The organism is Methylorubrum rhodesianum, assembly GCF_014199985.1.
Lineage (GTDB): Bacteria > Pseudomonadota > Alphaproteobacteria > Rhizobiales > Beijerinckiaceae > Methylobacterium > Methylobacterium rhodesianum.
This window is the reverse complement of record NZ_JACHOS010000019.1, coordinates 106864-121762: the sequence shown is the minus strand read 5'-3', so window position 1 is coordinate 121762 and position 14899 is coordinate 106864. Positions and strand designations below refer to the sequence as shown.

At 68.1% G+C, this 14899-nt stretch carries 15 protein-coding genes, 1 tRNA gene and 1 pseudogene; 6 read left to right on the top strand and 11 right to left on the bottom strand.

Annotated elements, in window-relative coordinates; translation table 11 throughout:
* The first annotated feature begins 825 nt into the window (after positions 1–825).
* Positions 826–1515 carry a glutathione S-transferase C-terminal domain-containing protein gene (locus tag HNR01_RS23085; RefSeq protein WP_017487505.1) on the top strand — a complete coding sequence of 230 codons (690 nt, stop codon included), beginning with the start codon at positions 826–828 and terminating at the stop codon, positions 1513–1515.
* A gap of 228 nt (positions 1516–1743) precedes the next feature.
* Here HNR01_RS23085 and HNR01_RS23080 read toward each other — a convergent pair.
* The 6 genes and pseudogenes from HNR01_RS23080 to HNR01_RS23060 form a co-directional block, all read right to left on the bottom strand.
* Positions 1744–2928: pseudogene (locus HNR01_RS23080) on the bottom strand (IS3 family transposase).
* A gap of 58 nt (positions 2929–2986) precedes the next feature.
* Positions 2987–3118, bottom strand: a complete 132-nt coding sequence (locus HNR01_RS27960; protein ID WP_276325532.1) for a hypothetical protein — start codon at positions 3116–3118, stop codon at positions 2987–2989.
* Between the two features lie 58 nt (positions 3119–3176).
* Positions 3177–3308: a hypothetical protein gene (locus HNR01_RS27955; protein WP_012455539.1), complete on the bottom strand. Its 132-nt coding sequence runs from the start codon at positions 3306–3308 to the stop codon at positions 3177–3179.
* Between the two features lie 253 nt (positions 3309–3561).
* A tRNA-Gly gene (locus HNR01_RS23070) sits at positions 3562–3636 on the bottom strand.
* Between the two features lie 117 nt (positions 3637–3753).
* The gene (locus HNR01_RS23065) at positions 3754–4230 is read right to left on the bottom strand and encodes an NUDIX domain-containing protein (protein WP_183670106.1); all 477 of its coding nucleotides are present in this window, start codon (positions 4228–4230) and stop codon (positions 3754–3756) included.
* A gap of 43 nt (positions 4231–4273) precedes the next feature.
* Entirely contained in the window at positions 4274–4969 is a 696-nt protein-coding gene (locus HNR01_RS23060) for a fumarylacetoacetate hydrolase family protein (RefSeq protein WP_017487508.1), read from the bottom strand.
* Between the two features lie 206 nt (positions 4970–5175).
* On the opposite strand from HNR01_RS23060, the gene HNR01_RS23055 reads away from it, so the two are divergent.
* The 3 genes from HNR01_RS23055 to HNR01_RS23045 all read left to right on the top strand — a co-directional run bounded on the left by HNR01_RS23055 (position 5176) and on the right by HNR01_RS23045 (position 8681).
* Positions 5176–6645, top strand: a complete 1470-nt coding sequence (locus HNR01_RS23055) for an FAD-binding oxidoreductase (RefSeq protein WP_183670104.1) — start codon at positions 5176–5178, stop codon at positions 6643–6645.
* A 410-nt stretch (positions 6646–7055) separates the two neighbouring features.
* Positions 7056–7349: a DUF2218 domain-containing protein gene (locus tag HNR01_RS23050; protein WP_017487510.1), complete on the top strand. Its 294-nt coding sequence runs from the start codon at positions 7056–7058 to the stop codon at positions 7347–7349.
* Between the two features lie 72 nt (positions 7350–7421).
* Positions 7422–8681 carry an aminopeptidase gene (locus tag HNR01_RS23045; protein WP_183670102.1) on the top strand — a complete coding sequence of 420 codons (1260 nt, stop codon included), beginning with the start codon at positions 7422–7424 and terminating at the stop codon, positions 8679–8681.
* 46 nt (positions 8682–8727) lie between these two features.
* On the opposite strand, the gene HNR01_RS23040 is transcribed toward HNR01_RS23045, so the two are convergent.
* The 3 genes from HNR01_RS23040 to HNR01_RS23030 form a co-directional block, all read right to left on the bottom strand.
* The gene (locus HNR01_RS23040; RefSeq protein WP_183670112.1) at positions 8728–9702 is read right to left on the bottom strand and encodes a lipid A biosynthesis lauroyl acyltransferase; all 975 of its coding nucleotides are present in this window, start codon (positions 9700–9702) and stop codon (positions 8728–8730) included.
* A 256-nt stretch (positions 9703–9958) separates the two neighbouring features.
* Positions 9959–10687, bottom strand: a complete 729-nt coding sequence (phbB, locus tag HNR01_RS23035) for an acetoacetyl-CoA reductase (RefSeq protein ID WP_012455532.1) — start codon at positions 10685–10687, stop codon at positions 9959–9961.
* Between the two features lie 267 nt (positions 10688–10954).
* On the bottom strand, positions 10955–12139 hold the full coding sequence (locus HNR01_RS23030; protein ID WP_183670100.1) for an acetyl-CoA C-acetyltransferase: 1185 nt from the start codon (positions 12137–12139) through the stop codon (positions 10955–10957).
* Positions 12140–12462: 323 nt separating this feature from the next.
* On the opposite strand from HNR01_RS23030, the gene phaR reads away from it, so the two are divergent.
* Together phaR and HNR01_RS23020 are read left to right on the top strand one after the other, a co-directional pair.
* Entirely contained in the window at positions 12463–13071 is a 609-nt protein-coding gene (phaR, locus tag HNR01_RS23025; RefSeq protein ID WP_183670098.1) for a polyhydroxyalkanoate synthesis repressor PhaR, read from the top strand.
* Positions 13072–13302: 231 nt separating this feature from the next.
* Positions 13303–13551, top strand: coding sequence for a hypothetical protein (locus HNR01_RS23020; protein WP_017487515.1), 249 nt, complete (start codon positions 13303–13305; stop codon positions 13549–13551).
* Positions 13552–13594: 43 nt separating this feature from the next.
* Here the strand turns inward: HNR01_RS23020 and rpmF are convergent, their stop codons facing one another.
* Complete coding sequence (rpmF, locus tag HNR01_RS23015; RefSeq protein ID WP_003601373.1) at positions 13595–13783, bottom strand: 50S ribosomal protein L32; 189 nt, start codon at positions 13781–13783, stop codon at positions 13595–13597.
* A 171-nt stretch (positions 13784–13954) separates the two neighbouring features.
* Entirely contained in the window at positions 13955–14875 is a 921-nt protein-coding gene (locus tag HNR01_RS23010) for a transglycosylase SLT domain-containing protein (RefSeq protein WP_183670096.1), read from the bottom strand.
* Positions 14876–14899: the final 24 nt, after the last annotated feature.

Sequence of the window (14899 nt, the reverse complement as noted above, 5' to 3'; positions counted from 1 at the left end):
TGCGAGCCCATTCAGAGCCTCGCACGCGCGTAACGCAGCACGTGCGGGCCGGTTCCGGGGCACGTCGGACATTTTCGTGCCTGCATTCGGAAGCTATCGCACAGTGCCACTGCTGATGAAGTAGCCGCCGCTGACGGAGCGCTTCTGCCTAGGTAACGGACGTTCGAAGCGACTGCAGGGAAAGTCCGCGGGGGGCATGGTACTTGGATTTCAACCGCGGGGGCGTGGCCGGGCTCCGCCATCGACGTAGACGACTGCCGTCAAGCCGTCGCCGCAGCATTCGGGCTTCAGGCCGGAGACCGGCTGAGCGTCGCACCTGTCCCTCGGGCGCCCCGCACGGAACAGGGCAAGCCCGACCGCGAGGCGATTCGCAGCCTCGGAAGGGAGGAGCGCCTGAGCCTCGGGGGCCGAGGGCCAGCACCTTCATAGAGCGGAGAAGCGGGATTTCGGTCGTCAACAGCAACCAACTGAAAGCCGTATCAACGAATCATGCGCAAGACACTGCTCGCCGTCGCGTTCTTCGTTGTCTCGACCCGCTCGGGGCTTGGAGACGAGCCGCCGGTTCAGGGGCCTGAGGACGCGGCCTGCCGAGCGCAGGCTCGGACGGAGGTCTTCACCGCGCCGAACCCGAACCACCTGAGCCTCTGGGACCTGGGCTCGCAGATCTGGCATAGCTGCATGGCGGCCTACCACGGCGCGGCCCCAACCCAGGCCGTCAGGAACAGCGATTCTAAAGCGCCGGCATTGCGACAAGAAGGCGGTTCCCCGCAGCCTGTATGCACGAGTGGCGTGCAGCGCATAACAGCGACGTCGAAGGAGGAGGCGATGCTTACTCTCTACTCCTATCCGAGCCTGTTCGGTGTAGCCGACAACAACGGCTACGGCCTGAAGGTTTTTGCCTTTCTCAAACTCGCAGGGCTGCCCTTCAGGCACGAACACATCATGGATGCTTCGGCTGCTCCACGGGCGCAGCTTCCCTACATCGTCGATGGCGCGAACATGGTCGGCGACAGCAACCTCATCATCTCCTACCTCACTCACCACTATGGCTTGACCATCGACGCCGGGCTCAAGCCGGGCGACCGGGACATGGGTCACCTCGTCACCCGTATGCTGGACGACCTCTACTGGGTGATGTCCTACTCACGCTGGAAGGACGAACGGTTCTGGCCGGCGTTCCGGGATGCCCTGCGCCGCGAGCATCCCGAGCTTTCGGACGAGCATCTCCGGAAGGCGCGAGAGTTCAACGCGCAGCGCTACTATTATCAAGGGATCGGTCGTTACGCGCCGGAGGAGGCCTATGCCCGGGGCACCGCCGACCTGCAGGTTCTAGCAAACCTCGTCCCAGCCAGCGGTTTCCTGTTCGGACCGAGGCCGTCCAGTTTCGATGCTGCCATCTACGGCTTTGTTGCGAATATATACTTCTACGGCATCGAAACTCCTTTGAAGGAATTCGTCTCATCTCATGCCAACTTGGTCGATCACTGCAAGGCGATCCACGGCCTGATTGGCTGAAGCCAAGGGTGGGAGCACGGCGTTTGGTGAAGAGCCTCGAACAAATACCCCCGGCTCGCACCGCCTCGTCAAAGGCCTGTGGATCGTCACATCGTACGCCATCGCGGCGATGTGCGGTGCCCTGGTTGGGCGACACGACCTGGTCGTACGGTGAAGGCGGATGCGTGTCCGCGAAGTGGGTCGGCGGCCCGCCCGCACAACACCGACTGGGAGCGGGCCAAGCGGAACTTAACCTGACCGGCATTTTTTTGGACCGAGCCGAGTGAGAGTCTGCTGCAAGGCAGCAGCCATGGGTAATCCGGAAGGCTAGATCCGGGAAGGTGACGGGCGCCGGCGGCTGATAGCCCAGCGACGAATGCGGCCGGACGCGGTTGTAGGTGTTTGGCCACAGCCCTATCACGATCTGCGCTTCCCTCAGTGAGTAGAAGATTTCCTGCCGTAGGCACTCATCGCGCAGCTTGCTGTTGAAGCTCTCACAGTACCCGTTCTCCCACGGCGAGACCGGCGCGATGTACTGGATCTGCGGGCCCGTCTTGGCGACCCACTTGCGCAACGCCTTCGCGATCATCTCAGAGCCGTTATCGCAACGGATATGCTCTGGGATGCCGTGCAGGCACATCGCGTCGGCCAGCGCCCCGATCACACCCAGGCTGTTGATCCGCCGGGCCGCCTTCAGCGCGAGGCAGGCCCGGCTGTGCTCGTCGATCAGCGTCAGGATGCGTAGGGAGCGCCCGTCATGGGTCTGTGCCTGCACGAAGTCGAAGCTCCAGACATGGTTGCGGTAGAGCGGGCGCAGCCGCACGCACGAACCGTCGTTCAGCCAGAGCCGGCTGCGGGGTCTATGTCGGTTGGGGACCTTCAGCCCCTCGCGACGCCAAATGCGCTGAACCCGATCCTTGCCGACCTGCCAGCCATCTGCTTGCAGCAGCGCGGTGAGGCGGCGGTAGCCGTAGCGCCCGTATTCGGACGCCAAGGAGACGATGGCGCGGGTCAGCCATCCTCGTCGGCCGGCAGCGTGGGCATGTAACGCTGTGTGCCCCGATGCTGACCGGCGATGCGGCAGGCGTGACGCTCCGAGAGGCCGTACTTCTCTTGGATGGCATCCACCGCCTGCCGACGTCGTTCTGGGGCTACAAGTTTCCCGAGGCGACGTCCGCCAACACCTGCTTCTCCCAAGGACAGGTCGGCCACAAGCCGCCGCAGCCGAGCGTTTTCGCGCTCCAGATCCTTCATCTTCCGGGCTTGATCGACTTGGAGCCCGCCGTGCTCCTTGCGCCAGCGGTAGTAGCTCTGCTCGGAGATCTCCGCCTCCTTGCACGCCAGCGCCAAGCGCTTGGCCTGGGCTGTCTGCACCTCGATCTGGCGCAGCTTCAGCACCACCTGCTCCGCGCTCGTTTTCTGTCCTCGCCGCATGTCCGACTCCTTCGGTCCTGGCTGATCCTCTCAATCAGCCCGGTCCAAAGCCAACTGGTCAGGTCATCCGCGCCGGCAACGCGACCGACATGAAACCGTCCCACTCTCTGGACAGCCGGGTATTTAGAGAATTCGTTGATACCGGCGGCTGCTTCGCCACCTCGAAGGTCAGTTCGAGATCGAAGGGCAACTTGCCGCCGATTTCCCTGGTGGGACGCGCCTGAGACGACTTCCGCAGTTGGAGCAGGTCATTCAGCGCGATCGAATGGGTTGAGGTTGTCGTCAGCCTCTTCGATCTCATGCGACGCGAACCCGATGGAATGACACATCGGCGGGCAGTCCGGCACGCCGGGGGCGACGATGTGGGCGTTGCGCGGCATTCCATTCCTGTCCAGCAATCGATTGAAGGAACGAAATGATCTTCGGAGCGAATCGAATCCCTCGGCATCGGCGCCGCTCGAAGCATTACAGCGCTGCAAAGAAGCCGATACGAAGCATCACGGTGCCGCGCTGATACCTTCAGGCTGTCGCTTCCAGAACCAGAAACGTGAAGCCTCGGTGAAGCCCCGGCATATCCTCGGCGTGACAAACTCACCGCAGAGTGGCCCTAAGGCCTTGATTTGGTTGGGAAACTGGAGCGGGCGAAGGGATTCGAACCCTCGACCCCAACCTTGGCAAGGTTGTGCTCTACCCCTGAGCTACACCCGCTCTCTTGTCCGTCCGTTCGGCGCCGTGGGCGCCCCCGTCGGTGGAGGTGTGTAAACACTATCCCGCCGGAGGATGCAAGCGCCAAGTTCGGGACGGATCCGAGATTTTTGTCGCGGCTCACCAAAGCTCGGCCGGAGGCCGTCCGTCGCGGATTTCGGCGAGGCGCGCGCGGGTGGCGCGGGTGGTGTCGGCCGGCAGGGCGTCGAGGGGGAAGAAGCCGGCTTCGGCAATCTCGCGGTCGGGCCGCTTTGGCCCCGTCACCGTGAAGGCCGGGACGACGTAGACGGCGATGTGGTCCCGGCGCAGCGCCCCGGGATTCAGGAAGAAGCCGTGCAGCTGCAGGCCGGCCTCGGGCGTCACCACGATCTCGGCCTCTTCACGGAACTCGCGGGCCATCGCCGCGGGGCCGCTCTCGCCCGGATCGATCCCGCCGCCGGGCAGGTGCCAGCCGCCGACATAGGTATGGCGCACGAGGCAGACGCGTCCCTGCCCGTCGATGGCGACGCCACGCACTCCCAGCGTCATGCCGCGGGTCAGGAGCGCGACCCGCAGGGACAAGCGGTGAAGCCAGGGGCGATCGAGATTCAGGATCATGCCGGGTCTTGTAGACGGTGGCGCCCCCTCCGTCCCGTCTCCCTCACACGACCCTCAGCGCGATCGACCCGACCCCCTCGATCCGCGCGCTCATGGTCTGCCCGCGCCGCACCGCCCCGACGCCGGACGGCGTGCCGGTGAAGATCAGGTCGCCGGGATGCAGTTCGAAATAGGTCGAGAGCAGCGCGACCTGCTCCGGCACCGACCAGATCATCTCGGACAGGTCGCCCCGCTGGCGCTCCTCGCCGTCGACATCGAGCGTGATCGCGCCCGAGCGCGGGTGACCGATGACGCCGGCCGGCCGCAGCGGGCCGATCGGGGCGGAACAATCCGCCGCCTTGCCGAGCTCCCAGGGACGCGCCTGCCGCTTGGCCTCGTCCTGCAGGTCGCGCCGGGTCATGTCGAGGCCCACCGCGTAGCCGTAGACATGGGTGCCGGCGCTCTCCACCGGGATGTCGCGCCCGCCGCGACCGAGGGCGGCCACCAGTTCCACCTCGAAATGGTAGTTCTCGGTGCGTGGCGGGTAGGGATGCGCGATCGTCGCGCCCTCGGGCACCACTTGCAGCGTGTCGGCGGGCTTGAGGAAGAAGAAGGGCGGGTCGCGCTCGTCGGCGCCCATCTCACGGGCATGGGCGCGGTAGTTGCGGCCAACGCAATACACCCTGCGCACGGGGAACAGGTCGGGGCTGCCCTGGATCGGCAGCGTGGTGCGCGACGGGTTCGGAATCACGGACAGCATGGCGCCTCAAGCCTCGTTTCGGTCGGACGATCAAACAGGATCGGTCGGGCGGCGACCCGCCGCAGGAAGGAAACCCGCAAGAGAACCTCCGAGTGCCCTGAGCGTGCCGTCCCTCGATCGGGCCTTTCCCCGCCATCCACGGCGCTCGGTGCAATCTCCGGTCCCGCGGCCTATCTGAGGCGGACGATGCCCTCGCCCGCCCGCCGATGACCGACGCCCGCCCCGCTCAGGACCGCCCAGCTCAGGACCGCCTCCTCGCCGCGCTCTCCGAGCGGCTCGGCGCGCGGCACGTCCGCACCGATCCGGCCGAGATCGCGCCGCACGTGGTCGAACCGCGCGGGCTCTATCACGGCCATGCGCTCGCCGTGGTCGCGCCGGGCTCGACCGAGGAGGTCGCCTTCGCCGTGCGGGCCTGCGGGCAGGCGCGGGTGCCGGTGGTGGCGCAGGGCGGCAATACCGGCCTCGTCGGCGGCGGCGTGCCCTTCGGCGGGATCGTCCTGTCCCTCAACCGCCTCGACCGGCTGCGGGCGATCGATTCCCTCGGCGCCAGCATGACGGTGGAGGCCGGCATGATTCTCGCCGACGTGCAGGCCGCCGCCGACGCGGCGGGGATGCTGTTCCCGCTCTCCTGGGCGGCGGAGGGCACGGCGCGGATCGGCGGCGGGGTCGCCACCAATGCCGGGGGGCTCGCCGTGCTGGCCTACGGCAACGCCCGCGACCTCGTTCTGGGGCTCGAAGTCGTGCTTGCCGACGGGCGAGTCTGGAACGGGCTCAAGGCCTTGCGCAAGAACAACGCGGGCTACGACCTCAAGCACCTGTTCATCGGCTCGGAGGGCACCCTCGGCATCATCACGGCCGCGACGCTCAAGCTCTTCCCCAAGCCGCTCTCTACCTGTGTCGGCTTCGCCGGCCTCCCCTCGGCGCGGGCGGCGCTCGCCCTGTTCTCGCGGATGAGGGCCGGTGCCGACCGGGGGCTGACGGCCTTCGAGTACATCCCCCGCTTCGGCCTGGAGATGGTGCTGCGGCACGGGATCGGCGTGCGCCCGCCGCTCGCGGGCCCGCACGCGGCCTACGCCCTGATCGAGCTGTCCTCCCCCCGCCCCGGCGCCGACACCCGCGCCGAGATGGAGGCGCTGCTCGCCGAGGCGATCGAGGCGGGGCTGGTGGAGGACGCGGTGATCGGCGCCAGCGCGGCGCAGGACGCCGCCCTCTGGCGCCTGCGCGAATTGCTGCCCGAAGTGCAGAAGGCGGAGGGCGGCTCGATCAAACACGACGTCTCGCTGCCGCTCTCGCGGCTGGCCGATTTCCTCGAGGAGGCCGGCGCGGCCTGCGAGGCGGCGATGCCGGGGCTGCGTCCCTGCCCGTTCGGGCATTTCGGCGACGGCAACATCCACTTCAACCTGACCCAGCCGCCCGGCATGGATCGGGCGGAGTTCCTGGGCCAGTGGAGCCGCTTCAACGCCATCGTCCACGGCATCGTCGAGGGGATGGACGGCTCGATCGCCGCCGAGCACGGCATCGGCCTGATCAAGCGCGACGAACTCGCACGGACCGCCGATCCGGTCGGTCTCGACCTGATGCGGCGGCTCAAAGCCACGCTCGATCCGCACGATCTGCTCAATCCGGGCAAGGTGGTGGCCCTGTCCGACGATGCGCCGCCCGCACTCCCCGTCTGAGGAAGGGGACAACCGGGAAAGAACGTGACGGGGCGCACGTGGGAACGCGTAGGCTCGCCGGTTGGTTATTGTGCGACGCACAAGATGGCGGCATGATCCCGGCCGGCGAGGCGAGAATCATCCTTGCGCACAATCGGAATGACGTCCCAGATGGTCAGTTCGTTAACCCTTGCGACCCGACAATCGCCCTCTACGGCGACCGGTCACGGAACGATCTGCCGCGGTTTTGTCGCATGACGATTTTAGGCCCTCGTCCCACATGCTGCATTGCGGTGCCTCCTTCCCGGAAGGCGGTGTGCCGCAGTGGCGGGCGGCGGGGGCGACCGGCCCCGGCGGGGGCTCGGCGACGGGTCCTTGGCGACGGGTCCTTGGCGCGATCCCGTCCGCACCAATCTTGAAGGAGACCATCAATGCCCATCTCACAGGCCCGGGTGCCGACCGCGGAAGCGAGCCGCTATCTCAAGCAGCTCTGCCGCCACTGGAGCCATAAGTTCCCCGTCGAGGAGAGCGGCGACCACGGCCGTGTTCCGTTCGGCGAGGACCGCATCTGCACCTTCGAGGCGAGCTCGGACGCCCTGCTGATGCAGGTCGCCACCCCCGACCCGGCCGGCCTGACACGACTCGAGAATGTCGTCTCCGATCACCTTCTGCGCTTTGCCTTCCGCGAGAATCTGGGCGAGATCACGTGGTCGCGCGCGGCCTGAGCCGCGTCAGGGTCTGACACCCGCATCGAGCCGGGGAGATCGCGCGCGGCGGGACAGCCTGGAGATCGCCCCATGAGCCAGATGCCGGGAACGGCCGCCCTCCCCTTCACCGAGCGCCTCGACCGGCTGGCGGAGGTCGCCGTGCGGGTCGGCCTCGGGCTGCAGCCGGGCCAGGAGCTGGTGATGACGGCGCCCCTCGAAGCGGTGCCGCTCGCCCGCGCCATCACCGAGCACGCCTACAAGGCCGGTGCCTCGCTGGTCACCACCTTCTACGCGGACGACGCCGCGACCCTCGCCCGCTTCGCCCACGCGCCGGACGACGCCTTCGACCGGGCCGCCGGCTGGCTCTATGCCGGCATGGCCGATGCCTACCGCAGCGGAGCGGCCCGCCTCGCCATCTCCGGCGACGATCCCTCCCTGCTGGCGGGGCAGGACCCGACCAAGGTCGCCCGCGCCAACCGCTCGCGCTCCCAGGCCTACGTGCCGGCGCTGGAGCTGATCGCGGGCTTTTCCACCAACTGGACCATCGTTTCCGCCGCGACGAAGCCCTGGGCCCGCACCGTCTTCCCCGACCTGCCCGAGGACGAGGCCGTCGCCCGCCTGTGGGACGCGGTGTTCTCCGCCTCGCGCATCGACGGGCCTGACCCGATCGCGACCTGGGCCGATCACAACCGGGACCTCGCCCGTCGCACCGAGCGGCTCAACGGCTCACGCTTCTCCGCCCTGCGCTTCCGCGGTCCCGGCACCGACCTGACGGTGGGGTTGGCCGACGACCACGAATGGTGCGGCGGCGCGACCACCGCCAAGAACGGCGTCGTCTGCAACGCCAACATCCCGACCGAGGAGGTGTTCACCACGCCGCACCGGGCGCGGGTGGAGGGTACCGTCGCCAGCACCAAGCCGCTGTCCTACCAGGGCACCCTGATCGACGACATCCGCGTGCGCTTCTCGGAAGGTCGCATCGTCGAGGCGCAGGCGCGCACCGGCAGCGACGTGCTCGCCAAGGTGCTCGACACCGACGAGGGCGCCGCCCGCCTCGGCGAGGTGGCGCTGGTGCCCGCCTCCTCGGCGATCTCGGCCTCGGGCCTCCTGTTCTACAACACGCTCTACGACGAGAACGCGGCGAGCCACATCGCCCTGGGGCAGGCCTACTCCAAATGCTTCCGCAACGGCGGCGAGGGCCTGAGCGAGGCGGATCTCGCCGAGCGCGGCGCCAACCGCAGCCTGATTCATATCGACTGGATGATCGGCTCGGCGCAGATCGACGTGGACGGCATCACCGCCTCGGGCGAGGCGGTGCCGGTGATGCGCCGCGGCGAGTGGGCCGACTGATTCTTCGTGAAACCGCCGGGATCGGGCGCCGGAATCCGGCGCTTGATCAGATGCTCTTGGTCTCCCCGGCGGCCTGCGTCGGCAGCGTCCCCTTCGGCAGCATGTTGGGGCGCCAGCGGCGGTGCATCCACAGCCATTGGCCGGGATGCTCGCGCACCCATCCCTCGACGACGCTCGTCATCGCCTGCATTGCGCCCTGAACCTCGATCAGCCCGTCGGGGCCGCGGGGAAGATCGAGGGGCGGCGTCAGTTCGAGCAGGAAGCGCCCGTTCTCCTTGCGCACCACCCGGGCTCCGTGGACCGGGCAATCGTGGTGCCGGGCGAGCTTGCCGAGCAGCGGGTTGACGAGAACCGGCCGGCCGAAGAAGCGCACCACCACGCCGCGGGTGAAGTGTTGATCGATGAGCTGGCCGAGGTGTCCGCCGCGCTCCACCACGCCCTGCATAGCGAAGACGGCACCGGGGCCGGAGGCGGCCAGCCCTCCCATGGTCTTGCGGCGCACCTCCTGCACCAGTTGGGCCGCGGCCGGGTTGTTCGGCGGCCGGAACACGGCCGTGGCCTCCAGCCCGAACTTTTCGGCGCAGATCGCCGGCAGTTCCCAGTTTCCGAGGTGGGCCGAAAAGATCAGCCCCGGCCGGCCGTCGTCGCGGATCGCGAAGAACTGCTCCAGCCCCCGCACCTCCATGCGCTGGGTGGCGAGGTTCTCGGGGTCGTAATCGAAGATCGTGTCGAGATGAGCGTATTCGGCGCCGGTGCGCCCGAGATTGTCCCACGCCTCCAGCGCGATCGCGCGCAGCCGCCGTTCATCCTCCTTCGGGTAGGCCGCGCGGAGGTTCGCCATCGCCGTACGGTGGGAGGGCAGGAACGGACCGACGAGACGCGCGAGCCGGCCGCCGGCCGTGCTCGCCCGGTCGGTGCCGAGCATCCGCGCCAGAAGGAACACCGCCCGGATCAGCGGGATGGTCGCGAGGCCCGCCAGCCGGGGCAGGTTTCGCCGCAGGATCAGCGCGAGGCGCAGCACAGCCAGGTCATCGAAGAGAGTGGGTCGGGGAGGGTCGAGGGCGGCATAAAGTATTTTCTCGGGGCAGGCGAGCAGGCGGGCGGTCAAACGCGCGCCCGGGTCCCGGCTCGCGGCCGGACGGCGGTGGCGCGAGGCGGTCGGTCGGGGCGGGCCGGTATCCGATCCGGTCCAGGGAGGTTGCGCGTAAAACGGCGGAGGCCGCCGATCCGTCGCGCGGACCGGCGGCCTCCGGAAGGCGGGGGAAGAGGTCCCTCGATCAGACGAAGTGCTGACCGCCGTTGATCGTCAGGGTCGAGCCGGTCACGAAGCCCGCCTCGTCGCTAGCGAGGTACTCGACCGCGTGGGCGATCTCGTCGGCCTCGCCGAGGCGGCCCGTCGGAATCGTCGAGATGATCTTGTTGCGGATGTCCTCCGGCACGGCCATCACCATCTCGGTGGCGATGTAGCCCGGTGCCACCACGTTGACGGTGACGCCCTTGGAGGCGCTCTCCTGCGCCAGCGCCTTGGCGAAGCCGATCACACCGGCCTTGGCCGCCGAGTAGTTGGTCTGACCGGCCTGGCCCTTCTGGCCGTTGATCGACGAAATGATGATGATGCGCCCGAAGTTGCGCGAGCGCATTCCCTCGATCAGCGGACGGGTGCAGGTGAACATCGAGTCGAGATTGGTCTTGATGACCGCCTGCCATTTCTCGAAGGTCATCTTGTGGAAGGCGCCGTCGCGGGTGATGCCGGCGTTGTTCACCAGGATGTCGATCGGACCGACTTCCGCCTCGATCGCCTTGATGCCGGCCTCGCAGCTTGCCAGATCGCCGACGTCGAACTTGAACACCGGGATACCGGTCTCGGCCTTGAAGGCGTTGGCGGCCTCGTCGTTGCCGCCGTAATTCGCGGCGACCTTGTAGCCCTTGTCCTTCAGGCGCTTCGAGATCGCGGCGCCGATGCCGCGCGTTCCGCCCGTGACGAGGGCGACGCGTTCCTGAGCCATGCTTTCCTCCGTTTTCCCGTATCGGGTTATTGTTAAGACGCTTTGCAAAACACCCGCTAGGCTCGTGACCGACAGGTCAACGATCCTGTCACGGCGCTTCCGGGGCGCGATCCGTCATCTCCGCCTGTGTAGCCGGACGGTGACGGGCTCGCATCGCATTTAAATTTCACAAACTCTCAAGCTGATTTCGTCAAATTCAGCTTGAGGTCAGGAAGAGGGAGGGCATGTGACCCTCCCCTCCGAGTCCACTCGCTCAGACCCGCTCGCTCAGACCCGCTCGACGCACATCGCGACGCCCATGCCGCCGCCGATGCAGAGCGTGGCGAGGCCCTTCTTGGCATCGCGGCGCTTGAGTTCGTGCAGCAGCGTGATGAGGACGCGGGCGCCCGAGGCGCCGATCGGGTGGCCGATGGCGATGGCGCCGCCGTTGACGTTCACCTTCTCTTCGTCCCAGCCCATGTCCTTGTTCACGGCCAGGGCCTGGGCGGCGAAGGCCTCGTTGGCCTCGATCAGGTCGAGGTCGGCGGGCTTCCAGCCGGCCTTGTCCAGCGCCTTGCGCGAGGCCGGGATCGGGCCCGTGCCCATCACCTTCGGGTCGACGCCCGCGGTCGCCCAGGAGACGATCCGGGCCAGCGGCTTGATGCCCCGGCGCTCGGCTTCGGATGCCGACATCAGCACCAGCGCGGCGGCGCCGTCGTTGAGGCCCGAGGCGTTGGCGGCGGTCACCGTGCCGTCCTTGGTGAAGGCGGGCTTCAGCTTGGCCATCGCCTCGACGGTGGCGCCGTCACGGATGTACTCGTCGGTGTCGACGACGGTGTCGCCCTTCCGGCCCTTCACCGTGACGGGGACGATCTCCTCCTTGAACCGGCCCTCCTTGCGAGCGGCCTCGGCCTTGTTCTGCGAGCGGACGGCGAACTGGTCCTGCTGGTCGCGGGTAAGCTGAAAGGCCTGGGCCACGTTCTCGGCGGTCTGGCCCATGTGGTAGCCGTTGAAGGCGTCCCACAGGCCGTCCTTGATCATGGTGTCGACGAGCTTGAGGTCGCCCATCTTCTGGCCGCCGCGCAGATACTGCGCGTGGGGCGCGAGCGACATCGATTCCTGGCCGCCCGCCACGATCACCTTGGCGTCGCCGTTGGCGATCTGCTGCATGCCGACGGCGACGGTACGAAGCCCGGAGCCGCAGACCTGGTTGAGACCCCAGGCGGTGGCCTTTTCCGGGATGCCGGCGGCGATGGCGGCCTGGCGCGCGGGGTTCTGCCCGGCGGCCGCCGTGAGCACCTGGCCGAAGATCACCTCGTCCACGTCGTCGGGCGAGACGCCCGCGCGCTCCAGCGCGGCCTTGATCGCCACGGCGCCGAGTTCGTGCGCCGGCACGGAGCCGAAGGCGCCGGCGAACGAACCCACCGGTGTGCGCGCCGCCCCGACAATGACGATATCTTCGCTGGCTGCCATCGTGACGTTCTCCTCGTTCGGCGGCGCGATATTTGGTAGACCAGAATGTCCAGTGCGCGACCTGCCGTTCACCGGATGAAGAGCGCAGGACTGGCGAAGTCAAGCGTGCTTTCGGACAAGATGGCTCGAACGTCGCGTTGGCGTCGCACTGGCACAGCCGGATTCTGCGGGGACAGAGATAAATTGCTGTTTTCGCCGCGTCGCGAAAGCCTTAAGGTCGGCTCTGAAGAATGCAGAACCCGGCCTGCGCAGGCGGGCAGCCGATCATGGCGGGGCGTTGAGCTTTGCGCAGACTCATGACCGAAGCGGGAGGTGTCGCAACGATGGCCGAGAACGGCAGGGCGCATCAGACCGTCATCAAGAAGTACGCCAATCGCCGGCTCTACCACACCGGCACATCCACCTACGTCACGCTCGAAGACCTCGCGACGATGGTGCAGAACGGCGAGGACTTCATCGTCTACGATGCGCGCTCGGGCGACGACATCACACGCTCGGTCCTGACGCAGATCATCTTCGAGCAGGAGAACAAGGCCGGCGAGGACAACCTGCTTCCGGTCGCCTTCCTGCGGCAGCTGATCCGCTTCTACGGCGACAGCATGCGCACGATGGTGCCGAGCTTCCTCGAATTCTCCATGGCGAACTTCGCCAAGGACCAGGACGGCCTGCGCGAGAAGCTCGCCCAGAGCTTCGGCCCCTCCGCCTTCCAGCAGGCGCTGCAGGAGCAGGTGCGGGCCAACATGACCTTCTTCGGCGACGCGATGAAGATGTTCACCGGCGGCTTCGGGCCCCCTGCCCCGCCGTCGAGCGCGGTACCGGCGTCGCCACCCGCCCCAACGCCCGTCGCCTCCGCCGGAGCGAGCGACCTCGACGAGTTGAAGAAGCAGATGGCGGAGATGCAGGCCCGTCTGGAATCGCTGGCGCGCAAGTAGCTCTCGAGCCGCGTGGCCGTTCTTCCCCAGGGTCATCGCTCGCGGGCGATGACCCTGTTTTTGTTGGGCTTCGAGCACCGGCGGCCGCCGAGCAGCGCTTCCGGCCGAGCGGATGCGCTCCCCGTGTCCTGGCGGCCGCGCCGGATGGCCCGAGACAGATCGTTAAGATCCGGTTAACGTCGGCCCCGGCCTTGCACGCGAACCCGTGCGAGGCCGGAGGCGTGGTGCGAGATGGACCGTTCCGAGACCGATTGTGCCGATCAGGGCCGCGTCGCCGGCCCGGAGGCGTCCTCGCGCGCCCTCGTGGCCGGATCCTGCAACGGCGCCGGGCCCCGCCTCCGGGGCGGCCGCCCGATGGCGGGCTTCCTGACACAGCTGATCGTCAGCGCCGATCCCACACTACGCCCGGCCCGCCCTGAACGCACGAAGGCCGCGGCCGCACTCTACGCACGGGCCGCGGCCTCCGGACGACGGTTCTGACCGTCAGATGGCGACCGCCGGACGCGCCGGCGGCCCACAATCATCACGCCTCGGCGGACTTCACCTTCAACACCTGACGGCCGCGGTACATGCCGGTCTTCAGGTCGATGTGGTGCGGGCGGCGCAGCTCGCCCGAGTCCTTGTCCTCGACATAGGTCGGGGCCTTGAGGGCGTCGGCGGAGCGGCGCATGCCGCGGCGGGAGGGGGAGGTCTTTCGCTTCGGAACGGCCATGGGAGTGTACCTCAGGCAAAAAGGGCGCCCAAGGCCCATCCTCCTGATCGGAGGATCGCCGATGGCACCGCGTTGAGTAACGGAGATTCGAGGCGGGCTGTATAACCGCAGGAAAGGCGACTGGCTAGAGTGCCGGTCTGGCTATGGACAGGCGGCTGATGCACGCTGGATTCACGGCGTGCCGGGAGCGGCCGAAGCCTCCAGGATCGGAGCGGGCTCGGCGGTCCTGCGGGCCACAGCGACAGGCGGGCGGGCGATCGCCGCGAGCACGGTTTCGGAGGGGCGGCGCGGCGGCAGCGGCACCTCGACGGCGTCGGACATGGCGGCGGCCACCTGCGGCGCGGCCGTGCCTTGCGGAGCGGGCTGAGCCTGGGCGGCGGCCTGAACCGCGGCCTGCGGCTGCGCTGAAATCGGCTGCGCGAGGCTCGCCACCTGAACCGGTTCGGCGCCGCCGGAAAGGGCGGCGGGGCGGCGGGGCGGCAGCGGGACTTCCACGGCGTCGGTCGGCCCCGGGCCCGGCGCGGCGTAGGCCAGCGCCTGCTGAACCCCTCCCGCCGGAGCGTTGCCCGAAGTGGTCCCGGTCGAGCTGCCGCGCAGCGCGAACAGGCCGTCGAAGCCGTTGGCGGAGCGGGCGGTCGCGTTGGCGGGCGGCGCGGCGGCGACGGTCGTCGTGCCCGCGTCGTCGGGCGGCGTGGCATCGATCCCGAGGCGCTTGGCGGCGTAGTAGTAGCCGCGGTTGTAGTAGCGATAGGCCTGCTCCAGATCGCCTTTGGCGGCGCGATAGGCGCCGGCGAGATAGGCGATGCCGTATTTCAGGTTGGTCTCGGGATCGAACAGCCCGGCGGCGTCGCCGGTATAGCCGAGGCCCCGCGCCGTGGCGTGCTTGATCTGCATCAGGCCGAGTGCCGAGCCGCCCTTGGCGCGGGCGTTGTAGTTGCTCTCGCGCTTGACCACGCGATGGACGAATGCCTCGGGCACCTTGTTGGCCCGGGCCTGCTCGGCGATCAGCGCATCGATGTTGTCCCGCGCCGCCTCTTGAGCGAAGGCCGACGCCGGAGCGGCGGCAAGCAGGGCGGCGAGGAGAAGGCGCATGGGAGACCCGGTCGTTTTGGGCGC